Annotated in this window: 28 protein-coding genes; all 28 read right to left on the bottom strand. The window is 65.6% G+C overall.

Annotated features, from left to right (window positions below; genetic code table 11):
* Window positions 1-105 precede the first annotated feature (105 nt).
* Complete coding sequence (locus ACFVWD_RS00735) at window positions 106-1128, bottom strand: DNA-directed RNA polymerase subunit alpha (RefSeq protein ID WP_003966937.1); 1023 nt, start codon at window positions 1126-1128, stop codon at window positions 106-108.
* Between the two features lie 115 nt (window positions 1129-1243).
* Window positions 1244-1648 (bottom strand): 30S ribosomal protein S11, encoded by a 405-nt coding sequence (gene rpsK, locus ACFVWD_RS00740; RefSeq protein ID WP_006376016.1) that lies wholly within the window; start codon window positions 1646-1648, stop codon window positions 1244-1246.
* A 64-nt stretch (window positions 1649-1712) separates the two neighbouring features.
* On the bottom strand, window positions 1713-2093 hold the full coding sequence (rpsM, locus tag ACFVWD_RS00745) for a 30S ribosomal protein S13 (protein WP_037626962.1): 381 nt from the start codon (window positions 2091-2093) through the stop codon (window positions 1713-1715).
* 209 nt (window positions 2094-2302) lie between these two features.
* The gene (rpmJ, locus tag ACFVWD_RS00750; protein ID WP_003998809.1) at window positions 2303-2416 is read right to left on the bottom strand and encodes a 50S ribosomal protein L36; all 114 of its coding nucleotides are present in this window, start codon (window positions 2414-2416) and stop codon (window positions 2303-2305) included.
* A 70-nt stretch (window positions 2417-2486) separates the two neighbouring features.
* Window positions 2487-2708, bottom strand: a complete 222-nt coding sequence (gene infA / locus ACFVWD_RS00755; protein ID WP_003948620.1) for a translation initiation factor IF-1 — start codon at window positions 2706-2708, stop codon at window positions 2487-2489.
* Window positions 2709-3142: 434 nt separating this feature from the next.
* Entirely contained in the window at window positions 3143-3316 is a 174-nt protein-coding gene (locus ACFVWD_RS00760; protein WP_389593083.1) for a hypothetical protein, read from the bottom strand.
* A gap of 89 nt (window positions 3317-3405) precedes the next feature.
* Window positions 3406-4242, bottom strand: coding sequence for a type I methionyl aminopeptidase (gene map, locus ACFVWD_RS00765; RefSeq protein WP_389593085.1), 837 nt, complete (start codon window positions 4240-4242; stop codon window positions 3406-3408).
* Window positions 4243-4602: 360 nt separating this feature from the next.
* A complete protein-coding gene (locus ACFVWD_RS00770; protein ID WP_389593087.1) occupies window positions 4603-5253 on the bottom strand; it encodes an adenylate kinase in 651 nt (216 codons plus the stop codon).
* Window positions 5253-6566: a preprotein translocase subunit SecY gene (gene secY, locus ACFVWD_RS00775; RefSeq protein WP_067367088.1), complete on the bottom strand. Its 1314-nt coding sequence runs from the start codon at window positions 6564-6566 to the stop codon at window positions 5253-5255. Before secY ends, ACFVWD_RS00770 begins: the two co-directional genes overlap by 1 nt.
* A gap of 227 nt (window positions 6567-6793) precedes the next feature.
* Complete coding sequence (gene rplO / locus ACFVWD_RS00780; protein ID WP_060901489.1) at window positions 6794-7249, bottom strand: 50S ribosomal protein L15; 456 nt, start codon at window positions 7247-7249, stop codon at window positions 6794-6796.
* Window positions 7250-7251: 2 nt separating this feature from the next.
* On the bottom strand, window positions 7252-7434 hold the full coding sequence (rpmD, locus tag ACFVWD_RS00785) for a 50S ribosomal protein L30 (RefSeq protein ID WP_060901490.1): 183 nt from the start codon (window positions 7432-7434) through the stop codon (window positions 7252-7254).
* A gap of 2 nt (window positions 7435-7436) precedes the next feature.
* Window positions 7437-8039, bottom strand: a complete 603-nt coding sequence (gene rpsE, locus ACFVWD_RS00790) for a 30S ribosomal protein S5 (RefSeq protein ID WP_055513610.1) — start codon at window positions 8037-8039, stop codon at window positions 7437-7439.
* A 41-nt stretch (window positions 8040-8080) separates the two neighbouring features.
* Window positions 8081-8464, bottom strand: a complete 384-nt coding sequence (gene rplR / locus ACFVWD_RS00795; RefSeq protein ID WP_168510320.1) for a 50S ribosomal protein L18 — start codon at window positions 8462-8464, stop codon at window positions 8081-8083.
* A gap of 3 nt (window positions 8465-8467) precedes the next feature.
* A complete protein-coding gene (gene rplF, locus ACFVWD_RS00800; RefSeq protein ID WP_067367096.1) occupies window positions 8468-9007 on the bottom strand; it encodes a 50S ribosomal protein L6 in 540 nt (179 codons plus the stop codon).
* Between the two features lie 24 nt (window positions 9008-9031).
* Window positions 9032-9430 (bottom strand): 30S ribosomal protein S8, encoded by a 399-nt coding sequence (gene rpsH, locus ACFVWD_RS00805; protein WP_055614920.1) that lies wholly within the window; start codon window positions 9428-9430, stop codon window positions 9032-9034.
* Window positions 9431-9640: 210 nt separating this feature from the next.
* Window positions 9641-9826, bottom strand: coding sequence for a type Z 30S ribosomal protein S14 (locus ACFVWD_RS00810; protein WP_003948630.1), 186 nt, complete (start codon window positions 9824-9826; stop codon window positions 9641-9643).
* 5 nt (window positions 9827-9831) lie between these two features.
* Entirely contained in the window at window positions 9832-10389 is a 558-nt protein-coding gene (rplE, locus tag ACFVWD_RS00815) for a 50S ribosomal protein L5 (RefSeq protein WP_075028517.1), read from the bottom strand.
* Complete coding sequence (gene rplX / locus ACFVWD_RS00820) at window positions 10389-10712, bottom strand: 50S ribosomal protein L24 (protein WP_067367101.1); 324 nt, start codon at window positions 10710-10712, stop codon at window positions 10389-10391. Before rplX ends, rplE begins: the two co-directional genes overlap by 1 nt.
* A 2-nt stretch (window positions 10713-10714) precedes the next feature.
* The gene (gene rplN, locus ACFVWD_RS00825; RefSeq protein WP_003998823.1) at window positions 10715-11083 is read right to left on the bottom strand and encodes a 50S ribosomal protein L14; all 369 of its coding nucleotides are present in this window, start codon (window positions 11081-11083) and stop codon (window positions 10715-10717) included.
* Between the two features lie 200 nt (window positions 11084-11283).
* Entirely contained in the window at window positions 11284-11571 is a 288-nt protein-coding gene (gene rpsQ / locus ACFVWD_RS00830) for a 30S ribosomal protein S17 (protein WP_099921127.1), read from the bottom strand.
* A complete protein-coding gene (gene rpmC, locus ACFVWD_RS00835) occupies window positions 11571-11795 on the bottom strand; it encodes a 50S ribosomal protein L29 (protein ID WP_003998824.1) in 225 nt (74 codons plus the stop codon). Before rpmC ends, rpsQ begins: the two co-directional genes overlap by 1 nt.
* Window positions 11795-12214 (bottom strand): 50S ribosomal protein L16, encoded by a 420-nt coding sequence (gene rplP / locus ACFVWD_RS00840; RefSeq protein ID WP_010986348.1) that lies wholly within the window; start codon window positions 12212-12214, stop codon window positions 11795-11797. Before rplP ends, rpmC begins: the two co-directional genes overlap by 1 nt.
* Window positions 12215-12219: 5 nt before the next feature.
* Window positions 12220-13056 carry a 30S ribosomal protein S3 gene (gene rpsC / locus ACFVWD_RS00845; RefSeq protein WP_067367107.1) on the bottom strand — a complete coding sequence of 279 codons (837 nt, stop codon included), beginning with the start codon at window positions 13054-13056 and terminating at the stop codon, window positions 12220-12222.
* On the bottom strand, window positions 13056-13403 hold the full coding sequence (rplV, locus tag ACFVWD_RS00850) for a 50S ribosomal protein L22 (RefSeq protein WP_003974262.1): 348 nt from the start codon (window positions 13401-13403) through the stop codon (window positions 13056-13058). The genes rpsC and rplV overlap by 1 nt, the downstream gene beginning before the upstream one ends.
* Window positions 13404-13444: 41 nt before the next feature.
* Window positions 13445-13726, bottom strand: a complete 282-nt coding sequence (gene rpsS / locus ACFVWD_RS00855) for a 30S ribosomal protein S19 (protein ID WP_015035577.1) — start codon at window positions 13724-13726, stop codon at window positions 13445-13447.
* Window positions 13727-13738: 12 nt separating this feature from the next.
* Window positions 13739-14575, bottom strand: a complete 837-nt coding sequence (gene rplB, locus ACFVWD_RS00860; protein ID WP_075028519.1) for a 50S ribosomal protein L2 — start codon at window positions 14573-14575, stop codon at window positions 13739-13741.
* A gap of 38 nt (window positions 14576-14613) precedes the next feature.
* Window positions 14614-15030 carry a 50S ribosomal protein L23 gene (gene rplW / locus ACFVWD_RS00865; protein ID WP_101400120.1) on the bottom strand — a complete coding sequence of 139 codons (417 nt, stop codon included), beginning with the start codon at window positions 15028-15030 and terminating at the stop codon, window positions 14614-14616.
* Window positions 15030-15686, bottom strand: a complete 657-nt coding sequence (gene rplD, locus ACFVWD_RS00870; RefSeq protein ID WP_037747970.1) for a 50S ribosomal protein L4 — start codon at window positions 15684-15686, stop codon at window positions 15030-15032. Before rplD ends, rplW begins: the two co-directional genes overlap by 1 nt.
* Window positions 15687-15691 lie beyond the last annotated feature (5 nt).

A 15691-nucleotide genomic window follows, 5' to 3' on the forward strand; every position in this document is an offset into this window, starting at 1 on the left:
TCTTTCAAGGCACCGGAGGACCCGCGCCCCGTAAGGGGCGCGGGGAACTGCGCGACCAGCCAAGAACCGGTCCGCAGCCTAGAACCGGCAGTGGAACCCGAGCTCTTAGTACTGCTCGGTCTCCACAAAGCCCGCGTCCGCGTCGTCGTCCGCGCCGAACGCGTCCGCCGCAGCGGTGGGGTCGAATCCGGGCGGGCTGTCCTTGAGGGCCAGGCCCATGCCGGCCAGCTTCGCCTTGACCTCGTCGATGGACTTCGCACCGAAGTTGCGGATGTCCAGGAGGTCGGCCTCGGAGCGGGCGACGAGCTCACCCACGGAGTGGATGCCCTCACGCTTGAGGCAGTTGTAGGAACGAACGGTGAGCTCGAGCTCCTCGATCGGCAGCGCGAGGTCCGCGGCGAGGGCGGCGTCCGTGGGGGACGGGCCCATGTCGATGCCCTCGGCGTCGATGTTGAGCTCGCGGGCCAGACCGAACAGCTCGACCAGGGTCTTACCGGCCGACGCCATGGCGTCACGGGGACGCATGGCCTGCTTGGTCTCGACGTCGACGATCAGCTTGTCGAAGTCGGTGCGCTGCTCGACACGGGTCGCCTCGACCTTGTACGTGACCTTCAGCACCGGCGAGTAGATCGAGTCGACCGGGATGCGCCCGATCTCCTGACCGACCTGCTTGTTCTGAACGGCGGAGACGTAGCCGCGACCGCGCTCGACGGTCAGCTCCATCTCCAGCTTGCCCTTGCCGTTGAGCGTGGCGAGGACGAGGTCGGGGTTGTGTACCTCGACACCGGCCGGGGGCGCGATGTCGGCGGCGGTGACCAGACCCGGGCCCTGCTTGCGCAGGTACATCACGACCGGCTCGTCGTGCTCCGAGGAGACGACCAGCTGCTTGATGTTGAGGATCAGGTCGGTGACGTCCTCCTTGACGCCCGGCACGGTGGTGAACTCGTGCAGAACGCCGTCGATGCGGATGGACGTGACCGCCGCACCCGGGATCGAGGAGAGGAGGGTCCGGCGCAGGGAGTTGCCGAGGGTGTAGCCGAAGCCCGGCTCCAGCGGCTCGATCACGAACCGGGAGCGGAATTCGTCGACGACCTCTTCGGTCAACGAGGGACGCTGAGCAATCAGCATGTTGCGATCCTTCAGTCATGGGCGCCCGCTATTTGACGCCCTGCTGCTACTGCAAGGGTACGGGCGGCACGCCTCCGAAGAGTCGTACCGCCCGGAACCTCAAGACAACCGAGCCTCAGACGCGGCGGCGCTTGGGCGGACGGCAGCCGTTGTGCGGGGTGGGGGTGACGTCCTGGATGGAGCCGACCTCGAGGCCAGTGGCCTGGAGGGAGCGGATCGCGGTCTCGCGACCGGAGCCCGGGCCCTTCACGAAGACGTCAACCTTGCGCATGCCGTGCTCCTGCGCGCGACGGGCAGCCGACTCGGCGGCCATCTGCGCGGCGAAGGGGGTGGACTTGCGCGAGCCCTTGAAGCCGACGTGGCCGGCGGAGGCCCAAGAGATCACGTTGCCCGCGGGGTCCGTGATCGAGACGATCGTGTTGTTGAACGTGCTCTTGATGTGAGCGTGCCCGTGAGCGACGTTCTTCTTTTCCTTGCGGCGCACCTTCTTGGCAGCGCCCTGACGACCCTTGGGGGGCATCTATTACTCCTACGGGAGGTGGTCGGTCCTACAGCGAAGACCGCTGATAAGCGTCCGCTGAGGACTACTTCTTGCCCGGCTTCTTCTTACCGGCGATGGCGCGACGCGGGCCCTTGCGGGTACGAGCGTTCGTGCTGGTGCGCTGACCGTGGACGGGCAGGCCACGGCGGTGGCGAATACCCTGGTAGCAGCCAATCTCGATCTTGCGGCGAATGTCGCCCTGGATCTCGCGACGGAGGTCACCCTCGGTCTTGATGTTGGCGTCCACGTACTCGCGGATCTTGACCAGCTCTTCTTCGGAGAGGTCACGAACGCGGGTGTTCGGGTTCACGCCGGTCTCGGCCAGCGTCTGCTGGGAAAGGGTCCGGCCGATGCCGAACACGTAGGTCAGGGCGACCTCCACACGCTTTTCGCGCGGGATGTCAACACCGGAAACGCGTGCCATTCAATGGCTCCAGTTGTCGTTCGGAGGTCTTCCGCAGAACCGGATCCCGCCCGCCGTCCTCTTCATGCTGAAGATTCGGTACGAACCGGGTCCCCGGCCTCCGACCGGGGGTGTCAGGCCTGATGAGAGTCAGCCCTGGATTCTGCGTATGAACATGTACTGCTTGCGTCGCGCGAAGTATCTGCGGGTGCAGAAGGTGCGGTCGTGCGTCAGCCCTGGCGCTGCTTGTGGCGCGGGTTTTCGCAGATGACCATGACCCGACCGTGACGGCGGATCACCCTGCACTTGTCGCAGATCTTCTTGACGCTCGGCTTGACCTTCATTGGGTGAGGTTCTCCGGGTCAGTGCCACCCCCCGCGTCCCGGAACCGGGAACACGGAGTAAAGGCAAGATCTACTTGTAGCGGTAGACGATCCGGCCACGCGTGAGGTCGTACGGAGACAGCTCCACCACGACCCGGTCGTCAGGGAGGATGCGGATGTAGTGCATACGCATCTTGCCGCTGATGTGTGCCAGAACCTGGTGGCCGTTCTGGAGCTCAACCTTGAACATGGCGTTCGGAAGAGACTCGACGACAGTGCCCTCGATCTCGATGGCACCTTGCTTCTTGGCCACGCTTCGCCCTTCGAATCGACTACCTTGATCGACTTCGCACGAGCGCATGCAGACATGCGGGTGCACGAGAGCCGACGAGTCAGTCTACTTCAGGGCCCTCGGAAAGACGAATCGAGAAAGAATGCCCCGCTATGGAGATCTTTAAGCAACTGGGGTCGGCGGCGCGTGACCGCAGGCCGCCGCGCGGGCGTTCCGTACCGGAGTCGTGGGGACGTACGGCGACCACGTCGCCACCCGCCGTAGTCCTGCGCCGGCCACTCGGGTAGCCACGGCGCCCCGCGCTCCGGCGGCCGGGCAGAACCACAGGCATCGACCGGCAGCCCCGGCACGGGCCACCGCCCGGCCACACCGACAGATCCGGACGACGGGTCCGGCACGCGACCCCGCGCTCCGCCGACCTCGCCTGCCGCCGTCAGTCCAGCGGCCCGGCGCCGTCAAACCAGCGGATCCGGCGCCGCCGTGACCCCGTGCTCCGCCAACTTCGCCCTGCCGCCGTCCGGGGCCGTGAGGACCAGCGGACCCTGCTCCGTCAACGCCACCGAATGCTCCCAGTGCGAGGACCACGTGCCGTCCGTCGTGATGACGGTCCAGCCGACCAACCCCCCCACGCCCCTCTCGCGGGCTCGGCGCCGAGGCGCCTCACAAGCTTCGAGCGGCTGCGCCGGCCTCCGACCGACGGCCGTGGCGCAGACCACCGTCAAACCAGCGGATCCGGCGCCGCCGTGACCCCGTACTCCGCCAACTTCGCCCTGCCGCCGTCCAGGGCCGTGAGAACCAGCGGACCCTGCTCCGTCAACGCCACCGAATGCTCCCAGTGCGAGGACCACGTGCCGTCCGTCGTGATGACGGTCCAGTCGTCCTCCAGCACCTCGGTCCTCGGCGTGCCCAAGGACACCATCGGCTCGATGGCCAGGCAGAAGCCGGGGACCAGCTTCGGACCCTTGCCGCGCCGCTTCTCGACGTAGTTCAGCAGGTGCGGGTCCATGTGCATCTCGGTGCCGATGCCGTGGCCGCCGTAGTCCTCGATGATTCCGTACTTGCCGCCGCCGGGCTTCGGCTGGCGGCGGATGTACGTCTCGATGGCGCGGGAGACGTCGATCAGGCGGTTGCCGAGCTTCATGGCCGCGATGCCGGCCCACATCGACTCCTCGGTCACCCGGGAGAGCTCGACCAGCTCCGGAGCGTGCCCCGTGCCGACGAACGCGGTGAACGCGGCGTCGCCGTGCCAGCCGTCGATGATCGCGCCGGCGTCGATGGAGATGACGTCGCCGTCCTTGAGGACGACCTCGTCGGACGGGATGCCGTGGACCACGACCTCGTTCACCGAGGTGCAGATCGTCGCAGGGAATCCGCCGTAGCCGAGGAAGTTCGGCTTCGCGTCGTGCTCCGCGAGCACCTTGCGCGCGACCTCGTCCAGGTCCTTCGTCGTCGCACCCGGCACCGCCGCCTCACGCGTCGCCGCGTGGATGGCGGCGACGACCAGCCCCGCCTCACGCATCTTGGCGATCTGCTCGGGGGTCTTGATCTGCACCATCAGCTCTGCCTTCTCAAGGGTTTCTCACGGGTGCGAGCCCGGTTTTGTACACCACAACAGTACGGCCCCCGGCGGCGTGCCAACACGTGGTCCCGCCGGTCACGGCCGCACCCCGGTCAACGCCGGGTCAATACCGGGAACCAGCGGCTCTCGTCTTGCGGCTTCGCCGTCCGGAAGCCGGAAAGCGGTCTCTTTCCCCAACGAGGTTGCACATCACCGGTGTTGGCGGTGAGATTGCAGTGATCCGAACACTAGTTCACGCGAACAGAGCATGTCCACATCAAGTCATCACCCGACGATCACGACAAAGGCTGCTCCGGACCAGCCGGAGCAGCCTTGTCTTCGTCCTTACAACCCTGATCAGGGCCGCGGCAGCGCCCCCATGGCGCGTTCCGTGACCTCTTCCACCTTGCCGAGGGCCGAGATCGTGACCACCAAGCCCTGGGACTTGTAGTAGTCGATGATCGGCTCGGTCTGGGTGTGGTAGACCTCCAGGCGCTTGCGCACCGTGTCCTCGGAGTCGTCGTCACGCTGGTACAGCTCGCCGCCACAGACGTCGCAGACGCCTTCGCTCTTCGGCTGCTTGTACGTCACGTGGAAGACGTGCGACGAGTCGTTGCGGCAGATGCGGCGGCCCGCGATGCGCTTGACCACCTCGTCCTCGGGGACCTCCAGGTCCAGCACCGCGTCCAGCTTCATTTCCTCGGCCTCGAGCATCTCGTCGAGGGCCTCGGCCTGCGAGACGTTACGAGGGAAGCCGTCCAGCAGGAAGCCGTTCGCGGCGTCCGGCTGCTCCATGCGGTCCTTGGCCATCCCGATGGTGACCTCGTCCGGCACCAGGTTGCCGGCGTCCATGTACGCCTTGGCCTGCTTGCCCAGCTCCGTGCCCTGGCTGATGTTGGCGCGGAAGAGGTCGCCCGTGGAGATGTGCGGAATCCCCAGGTTCTTGGCGAGGAACGCGGCCTGCGTTCCCTTCCCGGCACCGGGCGGCCCGACGAGGACGATTCGCATCAGCGGAGGAACCCTTCGTAATTGCGCTGCTGAAGCTGGCTCTCGATCTGCTTCACCGTCTCGAGACCGACACCCACGATGATCAGGATGCTGGTACCACCGAACGGGAAGTTCTGGCTTGCCCCGAAGCCAACCAACGCCACCGTCGGTACGAGAGCGATCAGACCCAGATACAGCGAACCCGGCCAGGTGATCCTGTTGAGCACGTAACTGAGGTACTCAGCGGTCGGTCGGCCAGCCCGGATGCCCGGGATGAAGCCACCATACTTCTTCATGTTGTCGGCGACTTCTTCGGGGTTGAAGGAGATCGCCACATAGAAGAACGCGAAGAAGACGATCAGCAAAAAGTACATGGTGATGTAAATCGGGTGGTTACCCTTGGTCAGATTCTGCTCAACCCAGGTTTTCCAGCCGGAAGTGTCCTTGGAGAACTGAGCGATCAGCGCCGGGATGTAGAGCAGCGACGACGCGAAGATGACGGGAATCACACCCGCCTGATTCACCTTCAACGGGATGTAAGTGGACGTACCGCCGTAGGACCGGCGGCCGATCATGCGCTTCGCGTACTGGACCGGAACGCGGCGCTGGGCCTGCTCGACGAAGACGACCAGGCCGACCATGACCAGCCCGACCAGGATCACGGTGCCGAACTCGATCCAGCCGCCGGCCAGCGTGCCCTGAGTCTTGATCGCCCACAGCGCGGACGGGAAGGTGGCGGCGATCGAGATGAACATGAGGATCGACATGCCGTTGCCGATGCCGCGGTCGGTGATGAGCTCGCCGAGCCACATGACGACGCCGGTACCGGCGGTCATGGTGACGACCATCACGACGGTCTGGAAGATCGACTGGTCAGGAACGATCTGGTTGGCGACCTGGCAGCCACTGAACAGGGCGCCGCTGCGGGCGGTCGCGACAAGGCCGGTGCCCTGCAGGATCGCCAGCGCCACCGTCAGGTAACGGGTGTACTGCGTGATCTTCGCGGTGCCGGCCGAACCCTCCTTCTTGAGGGCTTCGAGGCGCGGGATCACCACCGTCAGCAGCTGCAGAATGATGCTCGCCGTGATGTACGGCATGATGCCGAGCGCGAAGATCGTGATCTGCAGCAGTGCGCCACCACTGAACATGTTGACCAGCCCGAACAGACCCTGGTTGCCCTTGGCCACGTCGATACAGGTCTGGACGTTCTTGTAGTCGACACCTGGGATCGGTACGTGGGTACCGACCCGGTAGACCACGATGATGGCGAGCGTGAAGAGCAGCTTCTTGCGCAGGTCGGGCGTCTTGAACGCCCGGGCGAACGCGGTGAGCACGGTGCCTCCTGCGACCCCCGCGCAACTGCGTCAGAGGTGACGGTCTTGAGGTTCGACGAATAGGTAGGTATCGGTCGACTGCCGCCCGATGGAACGCCGGACGAAAGTCGGCAGTGCAGGCCACCTTACCGGCGAGACTGCCCCCCTAGGAACGACCAACCGGGGATACCCCTTTTATAGGGCACCCCCGGTCGGGATCGCTCATGTCATCGAGACGCCTGAAAAGATCAGACGAGCTCGGTGACGGTACCGCCGGCGGCGGTGATCTTCTCCTTGGCGGAGCCGGAAACGGCGTCAACCGAAACCTGCAGCGCGACGGAGATCTCGCCCTGGCCGAGGACCTTGACGAGGCTGTTCTTGCGAACGGCACCCTTGGCGACGAGACCCTCGACGGTGACCTCGCCACCCTCCGGGTACAGCGCGGCCAGCTTGTCGAGGTTCACGACCTGGAACTCGGTCTTGAACGGGTTCTTGAAGCCCTTCAGCTTCGGGAGACGCATGTGGAGGGGCATCTGCCCGCCCTCGAAGCGCTCCGGAACCTGGTAGCGGGCCTTCGTGCCCTTGGTACCACGACCGGCCGTCTTACCCTTCGACGCCTCACCACGACCCACACGGGTCTTGGCGGTCTTGGCGCCCGGGGCGGGACGGAGGTTGTGGATCTTGAGCGGGTTGTTCTCCGCCATGATCAGTCGACCTCCTCAACCGTCACGAGGTGGCGGACGGTGTGCACCATTCCGCGGAACTCGGGGCGGTCCTCCTTGACGACCACGTCGTTCAGGCGCTTGAGCCCGAGCGAACGCAGGGTGTCGCGGTGGTTCTGCTTGCTGCCGATGTACGACTTCGTCTGCGTGATCCTGAGCTGAGCCATGATTACGCACCCGCTCCCGCACGTGCACGAAGCAGAGCCGCGGGGGCGACGTCCTCGAGGGGCAGACCGCGGCGGGCCGCGATCTCCTCGGGACGCTGCAGGCCCTTGAGGGCCGCCACGGTCGCGTGCACGATGTTGATCGCGTTGGACGAGCCGAGCGACTTCGACAGGATGTCGTGAACGCCGGCGCACTCGAGCACCGCACGCACCGGGCCACCGGCGATAACGCCGGTACCGGGGGAAGCAGGCTTGAGCAGGACGACGCCCGCAGCCTTCTCGCCCGTGATCGGGTGCGGGATGGTGCCCTGGATACGGGGGACCTTGAAGAAGTGCTTCTTGGCCTCCTCAACACCCTTGGCGATGGCGGCCGGCACCTCCTTGGCCTTGCCGTAACCAACACCGACGGTGCCGTCACCATCGCCCACCACGACCAGCGCGGTGAAGCTGAAGCGACGACCACCCTTCACAACCTTGGCGACGCGGTTGATCGCGACAACGCGCTCAACGTACGCGGTCTTCTCGGCAGCAGCGCCGCCGTCACGGCCCTTCCGGTCCCGCCGCTCGCCGCCACCGGCACCGCTTCCGCGGCGCTGGGGTCCAGCCATTGGAATTACCTCTCTCTGTTTCCGCTAGCTACGGAACCGACTCAGAACTTGAGTCCGGCTTCGCGGGCGGCGTCCGCCAGAGCGGCAATGCGCCCGGCGTACTGGTTTCCACCACGGTCGAATACGACAGCCTCGACACCGGCGGCCTTGGCGCGCTCGGCGACAAGGGCGCCGACCGACTTGGCCTGCGCGGACTTGTCGCCCTCGGCACCACGGACCGTGGTGTCCAGGGTCGACGCCGACGCGAGGGTGTGACCCTTAACGTCGTCGATGACCTGGGCCACGATGTGACGGTTGGAGCGCGTCACGACCAGGCGCGGACGCTCAGCCGTACCCGAGATGTGCTTACGGATCCGGATGTGGCGACGCTTGATGGCAGCACGCTTGTAAGCGTCGCCCTTAGCAATCTTGACACCGTATGCCATGGCTTACTTACCCGCCTTTCCGACCTTGCGGCGGATGACTTCGCCTTCGTACTTGACGCCCTTGGCCTTGTACGGGTCGGGCTTGCGCAGCTTGCGGATGTTGGCCGCAACCTCTCCGACCTTCTGCTTGTCGATGCCCTCGACCGAGAACCGCGTCGGGTTCTCGACCTTGAAGGTGATGCCTTCGGGGGCCTCGACGGTGATCGAGTGGCTGTAGCCGAGCGAGAACTCCAGGTTGGAACCCTTCGCCAGGACGCGGTAACCGACACCGCTGATCTCGAGCTTCTTCACGTAACCCGTGGTCACGCCGGTGATCATGTTCGCCACCAGCGTGCGGGACAGGCCGTGGAGGGCCTTGTTCTGACGCTCGTCGTTCGGGCGGGTGACATTGAGAATGCCGTCCTCACCCTTGGCGACCTCGATCGGCGCCGCGACGGTGTGGGAGAGGGTGCCCTTGGGGCCCTTCACCTGGACCGTACGGCCGTCGATGGTGACGTCCACGCCGGCGGGAACCGTGATGGGGAGCTTGCCAATACGCGACATAGCTGTTTCCTCCGTTCCCTTCCGTTACCAGACGTAGGCGAGAACTTCTCCGCCTACGCCCTTCTTGCCGGCCTGCTTGTCGGTGAGGAGACCGTGCGACGTGGAGATGATCGCCACGCCGAGGCCACCGAGCACCTTGGGCAGGGAGGTGGACTTCGCGTACACACGCAGACCCGGCTTCGAAATCCGCTTGATGCCCGCGATGGAGCGCTCACGGTTCGGGCCGAACTTCAGCTCGAGGACGAGCTTCTTGCCGACCTCGGCGTCCTCGACCTTCCAGCCGGTGATGAAGCCCTCCTGCTGGAGGATCTCCGCGATGTGCGACTTGATCTTGCTGTGCGGCATCGCGACATCGTCGTGGTACGCCGAGTTCGCGTTACGCAGACGAGTAAGCATGTCTGCGATGGGATCAGTCATGGTCATGAATTGGCCTTCGGCCTCTCTCGCCGGGGTTTCCTGTATGCGCCATCCCTCTCCCCACTCAGTGGCGGGACGGGTGCGGTGCGGGGACCTACGGCGTAGTAAGTCGTACGGGCGTCAGGCGCCCAACCCTCCTAGCCTAAGCCATGGAGGGCAGGGCACCTGACCGAACCCTTTACTTACCGAGAGCCCTGGAATCCCTTGTTGGGGGGACTACCAGGAGCTCTTGGTCACGCCCGGCAGCTCGCCACGGTGAGCCATCTCACGAAGGCAGACGCGGCACAGGCCGAACTTGCGGTACACGGAGTGCGGACGGCCGCAGCGCTGGCAGCGCGTGTAGCCACGTACGCCGAACTTGGGCTTACGAGCAGCCTTGGCAATCAGAGCCTTCTTCGCCATCTCGCTTACGCCTCCTTGAAGGGGAAGCCGAGGTGACGGAGAAGGGCACGGCCCTCAGCGTCGTTGGTCGCCGTGGTCACCACGGTGATGTCCATGCCCCGGGTACGGTCGATCTTGTCCTGGTCGATCTCGTGGAACATGACCTGCTCCGTGAGACCGAAGGTGTAGTTGCCACGGCCGTCGAACTGCTTGGGGGACAGACCACGGAAGTCGCGGATGCGCGGCAGCGCGAGCGACAGGGTGCGGTCCAGGAACTCCCACATGCGGTCGCCACGGAGCGTGACGTGGGCACCGATCGGCTGACCCTCACGCAGCTTGAACTGCGCGATGGACTTGCGGGCCTTGGTGACGGCCGGCTTCTGACCGGTGATCGTGGTCAGGTCACGGACGGCACCGTCCATGAGCTTCGAGTCACGGGCGGCGTCACCGACACCCATGTTGACCACAATCTTGACGAGGCCGGGAACCTGCATGACGTTCTCGTAGGAGAACTCCTCACGCAGCTTGCCCGCGATCTCCTCGCGGTACTTCGTCTTGAGACGCGGAGTCGTGGTGGTAGCCATCAGATGTCCTCACCCGTCCGCTTGGCAACGCGAACCTTGTTGCCCTCATCGTCGAAGCGGTAACCGACACGCGTGACGACCTTGTTGCCGTCCTTCTCCACGACGAGCTGAACGTTGCTCACGTGAATCGGGGCCTCGGTCGTGACGATGCCGCCGGCCTGGGAACCGCTGGCGGTCGGGCCGGCCTTGGTGTGCTTCTTGACCCGGTTGACACCCTCGACCAGGACGCGCTCGTCGCGCGGGTAAGCGGCAATGACCTTGCCCTGCTTGCCCTTGTCCTTGCCGGTGATGACCTGAACCGTGTCACCCTTCTTGATCTTCATGCTTACAGCACCTCCGGCGCGAGCGAGATGATCTTCATGAACTTCTTCTCGCGCAGCTCACGGCCGACGGGGCCGAAGATACGGGTGCCGCGAGGGTCGCCGTCGTTCTTCAGAATGACGGCGGCGTTCTCGTCGAAGCGGATGTACGAGCCGTCCGGACGGCGGCGCTCCTTGACGGTGCGAACGATGACCGCCTTGACGACGTCACCCTTCTTCACGTTGCCGCCGGGGATCGCGTCCTTGACGGTGGCGACGATGACGTCACCGATGCCCGCGTAGCGGCGACCGGAGCCACCGAGCACACGGATGCAAAGGATTTCCTTCGCCCCCGTGTTGTCGGCGACACGCAGTCGCGACTCCTGCTGGATCACGTCTATCTCCTGATTGTCTGCCGGTTCCCGCGGGGATCCCTTTCGGGTCGCCCCGCGAGCCTGGCGGAACCGTCCTGCGGGTAAGCCCCGCAGGAATTACTTGGCCTGTTGAGGGAGAAAACCTCCGCCGGCGGCCGGGCACCTGACGGTGCGGCAGGCCCCCGGCGGGGGGCAACGGGGGGACTGAGCCCCCCGTTTGATTACTTCGCCTTCTCGAGGATCTCCACGATGCGCCAGCGCTTCGTCGTGGACAGCGGACGCGTCTCCATGAGGAGGACGCGGTCGCCGATACCCGCGGCGTTCTGCTCGTCGTGGGCCTTCAGCTTGCTCGTACGGCGGATGACCTTGCCGTACAGGGCGTGCTTGACGCGGTCCTCGACGGCGACGACGACGGTCTTGTCCATCTTGTCGCTGACGACGAGACCCTCACGGGTCTTGCGGAATCCGCGCGCCTCAGTGGTGTTCTCGGTCACGTTGCTCTCGCTCATCAGGCGCTCTCCACCGTTTCGATGCCCAGCTCGCGCTCACGCATCAGGGTGTAGATCCGCGCGATGTCCTTGCGGACGGCCTTGAGCCGACCGTGGTTCTCGAGCTGACCGGTCGCCGCCTGGAAGCGGAGGTTGAACAGCTCTTCCTTGGCTTCGCGAAGCTTCGCGAGAAGCTCCTCGTCACCCAGTTCGCGCAGCTCGGACGCCTTGGTACCGGCCGACATCACGCTTCACCTGCCTCGCGCTTGACGATCCGGCACTTCATCGGCAGCTTGTGGGCTGCGCGAGTGAGGGCCTCACGGGCGATCTTCTCGTTGGGGTAGGACAGTTCGAACATGACCCGGCCCGGGTGCACGTTCGCGATCCACCACTCCGGCGAACCCTTACCGGAACCCATGCGGGTCTCGGCAGGCTTCTTCGTGAGCGGGCGGTCCGGGTAGATGTTGATCCAGACCTTGCCGCCACGCTTGATGTGGCGGGTCATCGCGATACGGGCGGCCTCGATCTGGCGGTTCGTCACGTACGCCGGCGTGAGGGCCTGAATGCCGTACTCGCCGAACGAAACCTGCGTACCGCCCTTGGCCTGACCACGGCGCTTGGGGTGGTGCTGCTTGCGGTGCTTGACCCTACGGGGGATCAGCATGTCGGTCAGGCCTCCGTTCCGGTGCTCTCAGCCGGAGCGGCAGCCGCCGGAGCCTCGGCCTTGGGGGCCTCGGCAGCGGGAGCCTGCTGCGGCTTGCGGCCGCGGCCGCCACGCTCGCCACCACGGCCACCACGGCCGGCCGGGCGGTCGTTGCCGCCACCACGGGCCGGACGGTTGCCGGCGCGGGCAGCGGCGTTCTCGGCGCGGACCTCGGCGATGTTCTTGACGTCGCCCTTGTAGATCCAGACCTTCACACCGATACGGCCGAAGGTCGTCTTGGCCTCGAAGAAGCCGTAGTCGACGTTCGCGCGGAGCGTGTGCAGGGGCACACGGCCCTCGCGGTAGAACTCCGAGCGGGACATCTCGGCGCCGCCGAGACGGCCACCACACTGGATCTTGATGCCCTTGGCGCCGGCCTTCATCGTGCCCTGCATGCTCTTACGCATGGCACGGCGGAAGGAGACGCGGGAGGACAGCTGCTCGGCAACGGCCTGAGCAACCAGCTGAGCGTCGGTCTCGGGGTTCTTGACCTCGAGGATGTTCAGCTGGACCTGCTTGCCCGTGAGCTTCTCGAGGTCACCGCGGATGCGGTCGGCCTCGGCGCCACGGCGGCCGATGACGATGCCGGGACGCGCGGTGTGGATGTCCACCCGCACGCGGTCACGGGTGCGCTCGATCTCAACCTTCGAGATGCCGGCGCGCTCCATGCCGGACGTCATCATCCGACGGATGGCGACGTCTTCCTTGACGTAGTCCTTGTACAGCTTGTCGGCGTACCAACGGGACTTGAAGTCCGTGGTGATGCCGAGCCGGAACCCATGCGGGTTAACCTTCTGGCCCATTACCGGGTTCCTTCCTTGCTGCTGACGACCACGGTGATGTGGCTGGTCCGCTTGCGGATCCGGTAGGCACGGCCCTGGGCGCGCGGACGGAACCGCTTCAGGGTCGGACCCTCGTCGACGTACGCCTCGGAGATGAAGAGGCTGTCGGCGTCGGTGTGGTCGTAGTTGTGCGCGGCGTTGGCAATGGCGCTGTCAAGCACCTTGCCGACCGGCACGCTCGCGGCCTGCGGGGCGAAACGCAGGACCGCCTGAGCCTCCGTGGCATCCATGCCACGGATAAGGTCCACCACGCGGCGGGCCTTCATGGGCGTAACGCGGATGTACCGCGCCTGGGCCCTGGCTTCCATGGTTGTCCTTCCAGTGTCTGTCATGGTCATTCCACCCCGCGTTAGCGGCGCTTCGACTTCCGGTCGTCCTTGACGTGACCCCGGAAGGTGCGCGTCGGCGAGAACTCGCCGAGCTTGTGGCCGACCATCGACTCGGTGACAAACACCGGAATGTGGGTCTTGCCGTTGTGCACCGCGATCGTGTGGCCGAGCATGGCCGGGATGATCATCGAGCGACGGGACCAGGTCTTGATGACGTTCTTGGTACCGGCTTCGTTCTGAGCGTCCACCTTCTTTACGAGGTGGCCGTCAACGAAGGGTCCCTTCTTGAGACTGCGCGGCATCTAAACCCGCTCCTAGCGCTTCTTGTTCGTCTTGCGGCGGCGGACGATGTACTTGTTCGAAGCCTTCTTCGGCGAACGAGTACGACCCTCCTTCTGACCCCACGGCGAGACCGGGTGACGACCACCGGAGGTCTTGCCCTCACCACCACCGTGCGGGTGGTCAACCGGGTTCATCGCCACACCGCGGACGGTCGGGCGAACGCCCAGCCAGCGCTTACGGCCGGCCTTACCCCAGTTGATGTTGCTCTGCTCGGCGTTGCCGACCTCGCCGACCGTGGCGCGGCAGCGCTGGTCGACCAGGCGGATCTCACCGGAAGGCATACGAAGGTGGGCCATCGTGCCCTCCTTCGCGAGCAGCTGCACCGAGGCACCGGCGGAGCGGGCGAACTTGGCACCGCCACCGGGACGGATCTCGATCGCGTGGATCGTGGTACCGACCGGGATGTTGCGGAGCGCCAGGTTGTTGCCCGGCTTGATGTCGGCCCCGGGACCGTTCTCGACGCGGTCACCCTGCTGCAGGTTGCGCGGGGCGAGGATGTAGCGCTTCTCGCCGTCCGCGTAGTGCAGCAGCGCGATGCGCGCGGTGCGGTTGGGGTCGTACTCGATGTGCGCGACCTTCGCCGGCACGCCGTCCTTGTCGTGACGACGGAAGTCGATCACTCGGAAGGCGCGCTTGTGTCCGCCACCCTGGTGGCGAACGGTCACACGACCGGAATTGTTACGGCCGCCCTTGCTGTGCAGCGGGCGGACCAGCGACTTCTCCGGCGTGGACCGCGTGACCTCGACGAAGTCGGCGACGCTGGAGCCACGACGGCCCGGCGTAGTCGGCTTGTACTTGCGGATTCCCATTTCTCAGTCCTCGTCCGATATCGGACCAGGGCGCTCCGTTAGGAGGCCTGGCCGAAGATGTCGATACGGTCGCCCTCAGCGAGGGTCACGATGGCGCGCTTGGTGTCAGCACGCTTACCGAAGCCACTCTTGGTCCGCTTGCGCTTGCCCTGGCGGTTGATCGTGTTGACCCCGGTGACCTTGACCGAGAAGACCGCCTGGACGGCCTGCTTGATCTGGGTCTTGTTGGCGCCCGGCGCCACGACGAAGGTGTACTTGCCCTCGTCGAGCAGCGCGTAGCTCTTCTCGGAGACGACCGGCTTGAGAAGGACGTCACGGGGGTCCGTGAAGCTCTTGCTCAGCGGCGTCTCGACGGTGTTCTTGCCCTCGGCCTCGTGACGCTTCGCCTTGGCGACGCGCGCGACCTTCTTGGCCTTGGCGGCCTTCGAGGCAATGCTCGGGTGACGCGTAGCCATCAGGCTTCGCTCCCTTCGGTGTCAGCGGCCTGGGGGCCAGACACGAAGGACTCGAAAGCGGCCTGGGTGAAGACCACGTCGTCCGAGACGAGAACGTCGTACGTGTTCAGCTGGCCCGGCTCCAGGATGTGGACCTGGGGCAGGTTGCGCGCGGAGAGCAGCGCGGCCTCGTCGGAGCGCTCGATGACCAGGAGCACGTTCTTGCGCTCGCTGACCTTGCCGAGGAAGCTCTTCGCGGCCTTGGTGGAGGGGGTCTCGCCCTCGATCACGCCGGTGATGACGTGGATGCGAGCGTTGCGGGCCCGGTCGGTGAGGGCGTGGCGCAGGGCCGCGGCCTTCATCTTCTTCGGGGTCCGCTGCGAGTAGTCACGCGGCGTGGGGCCGTGGACGACGCCACCGCCGGCGAACTGCGGCGCACGGGTCGAACCCTGGCGCGCGCGGCCGGTGCCCTTCTGGCGGTAAGGCTTCTTACCGCCACCGCGGACCTCGCCACGACGCTTGACCTTGTGCGTGCCCTGACGGGCGGCGGCCAGCTGTGCGACGACGACCTGGTGAAGCAGCGGAATGCTGATCTTCTCTACGTCGAAGATCTCGGCCGGGAGCTCAACGGTCCCGGCGGTGTCGCCGGAGGGCGACAGAATGTCAATGGTGCTCATAGTCC

Origin of the sequence: Streptomyces sp. NPDC058086, assembly GCF_042885015.1 — a bacterium.
Lineage (GTDB): Bacteria > Actinomycetota > Actinomycetes > Streptomycetales > Streptomycetaceae > Streptomyces.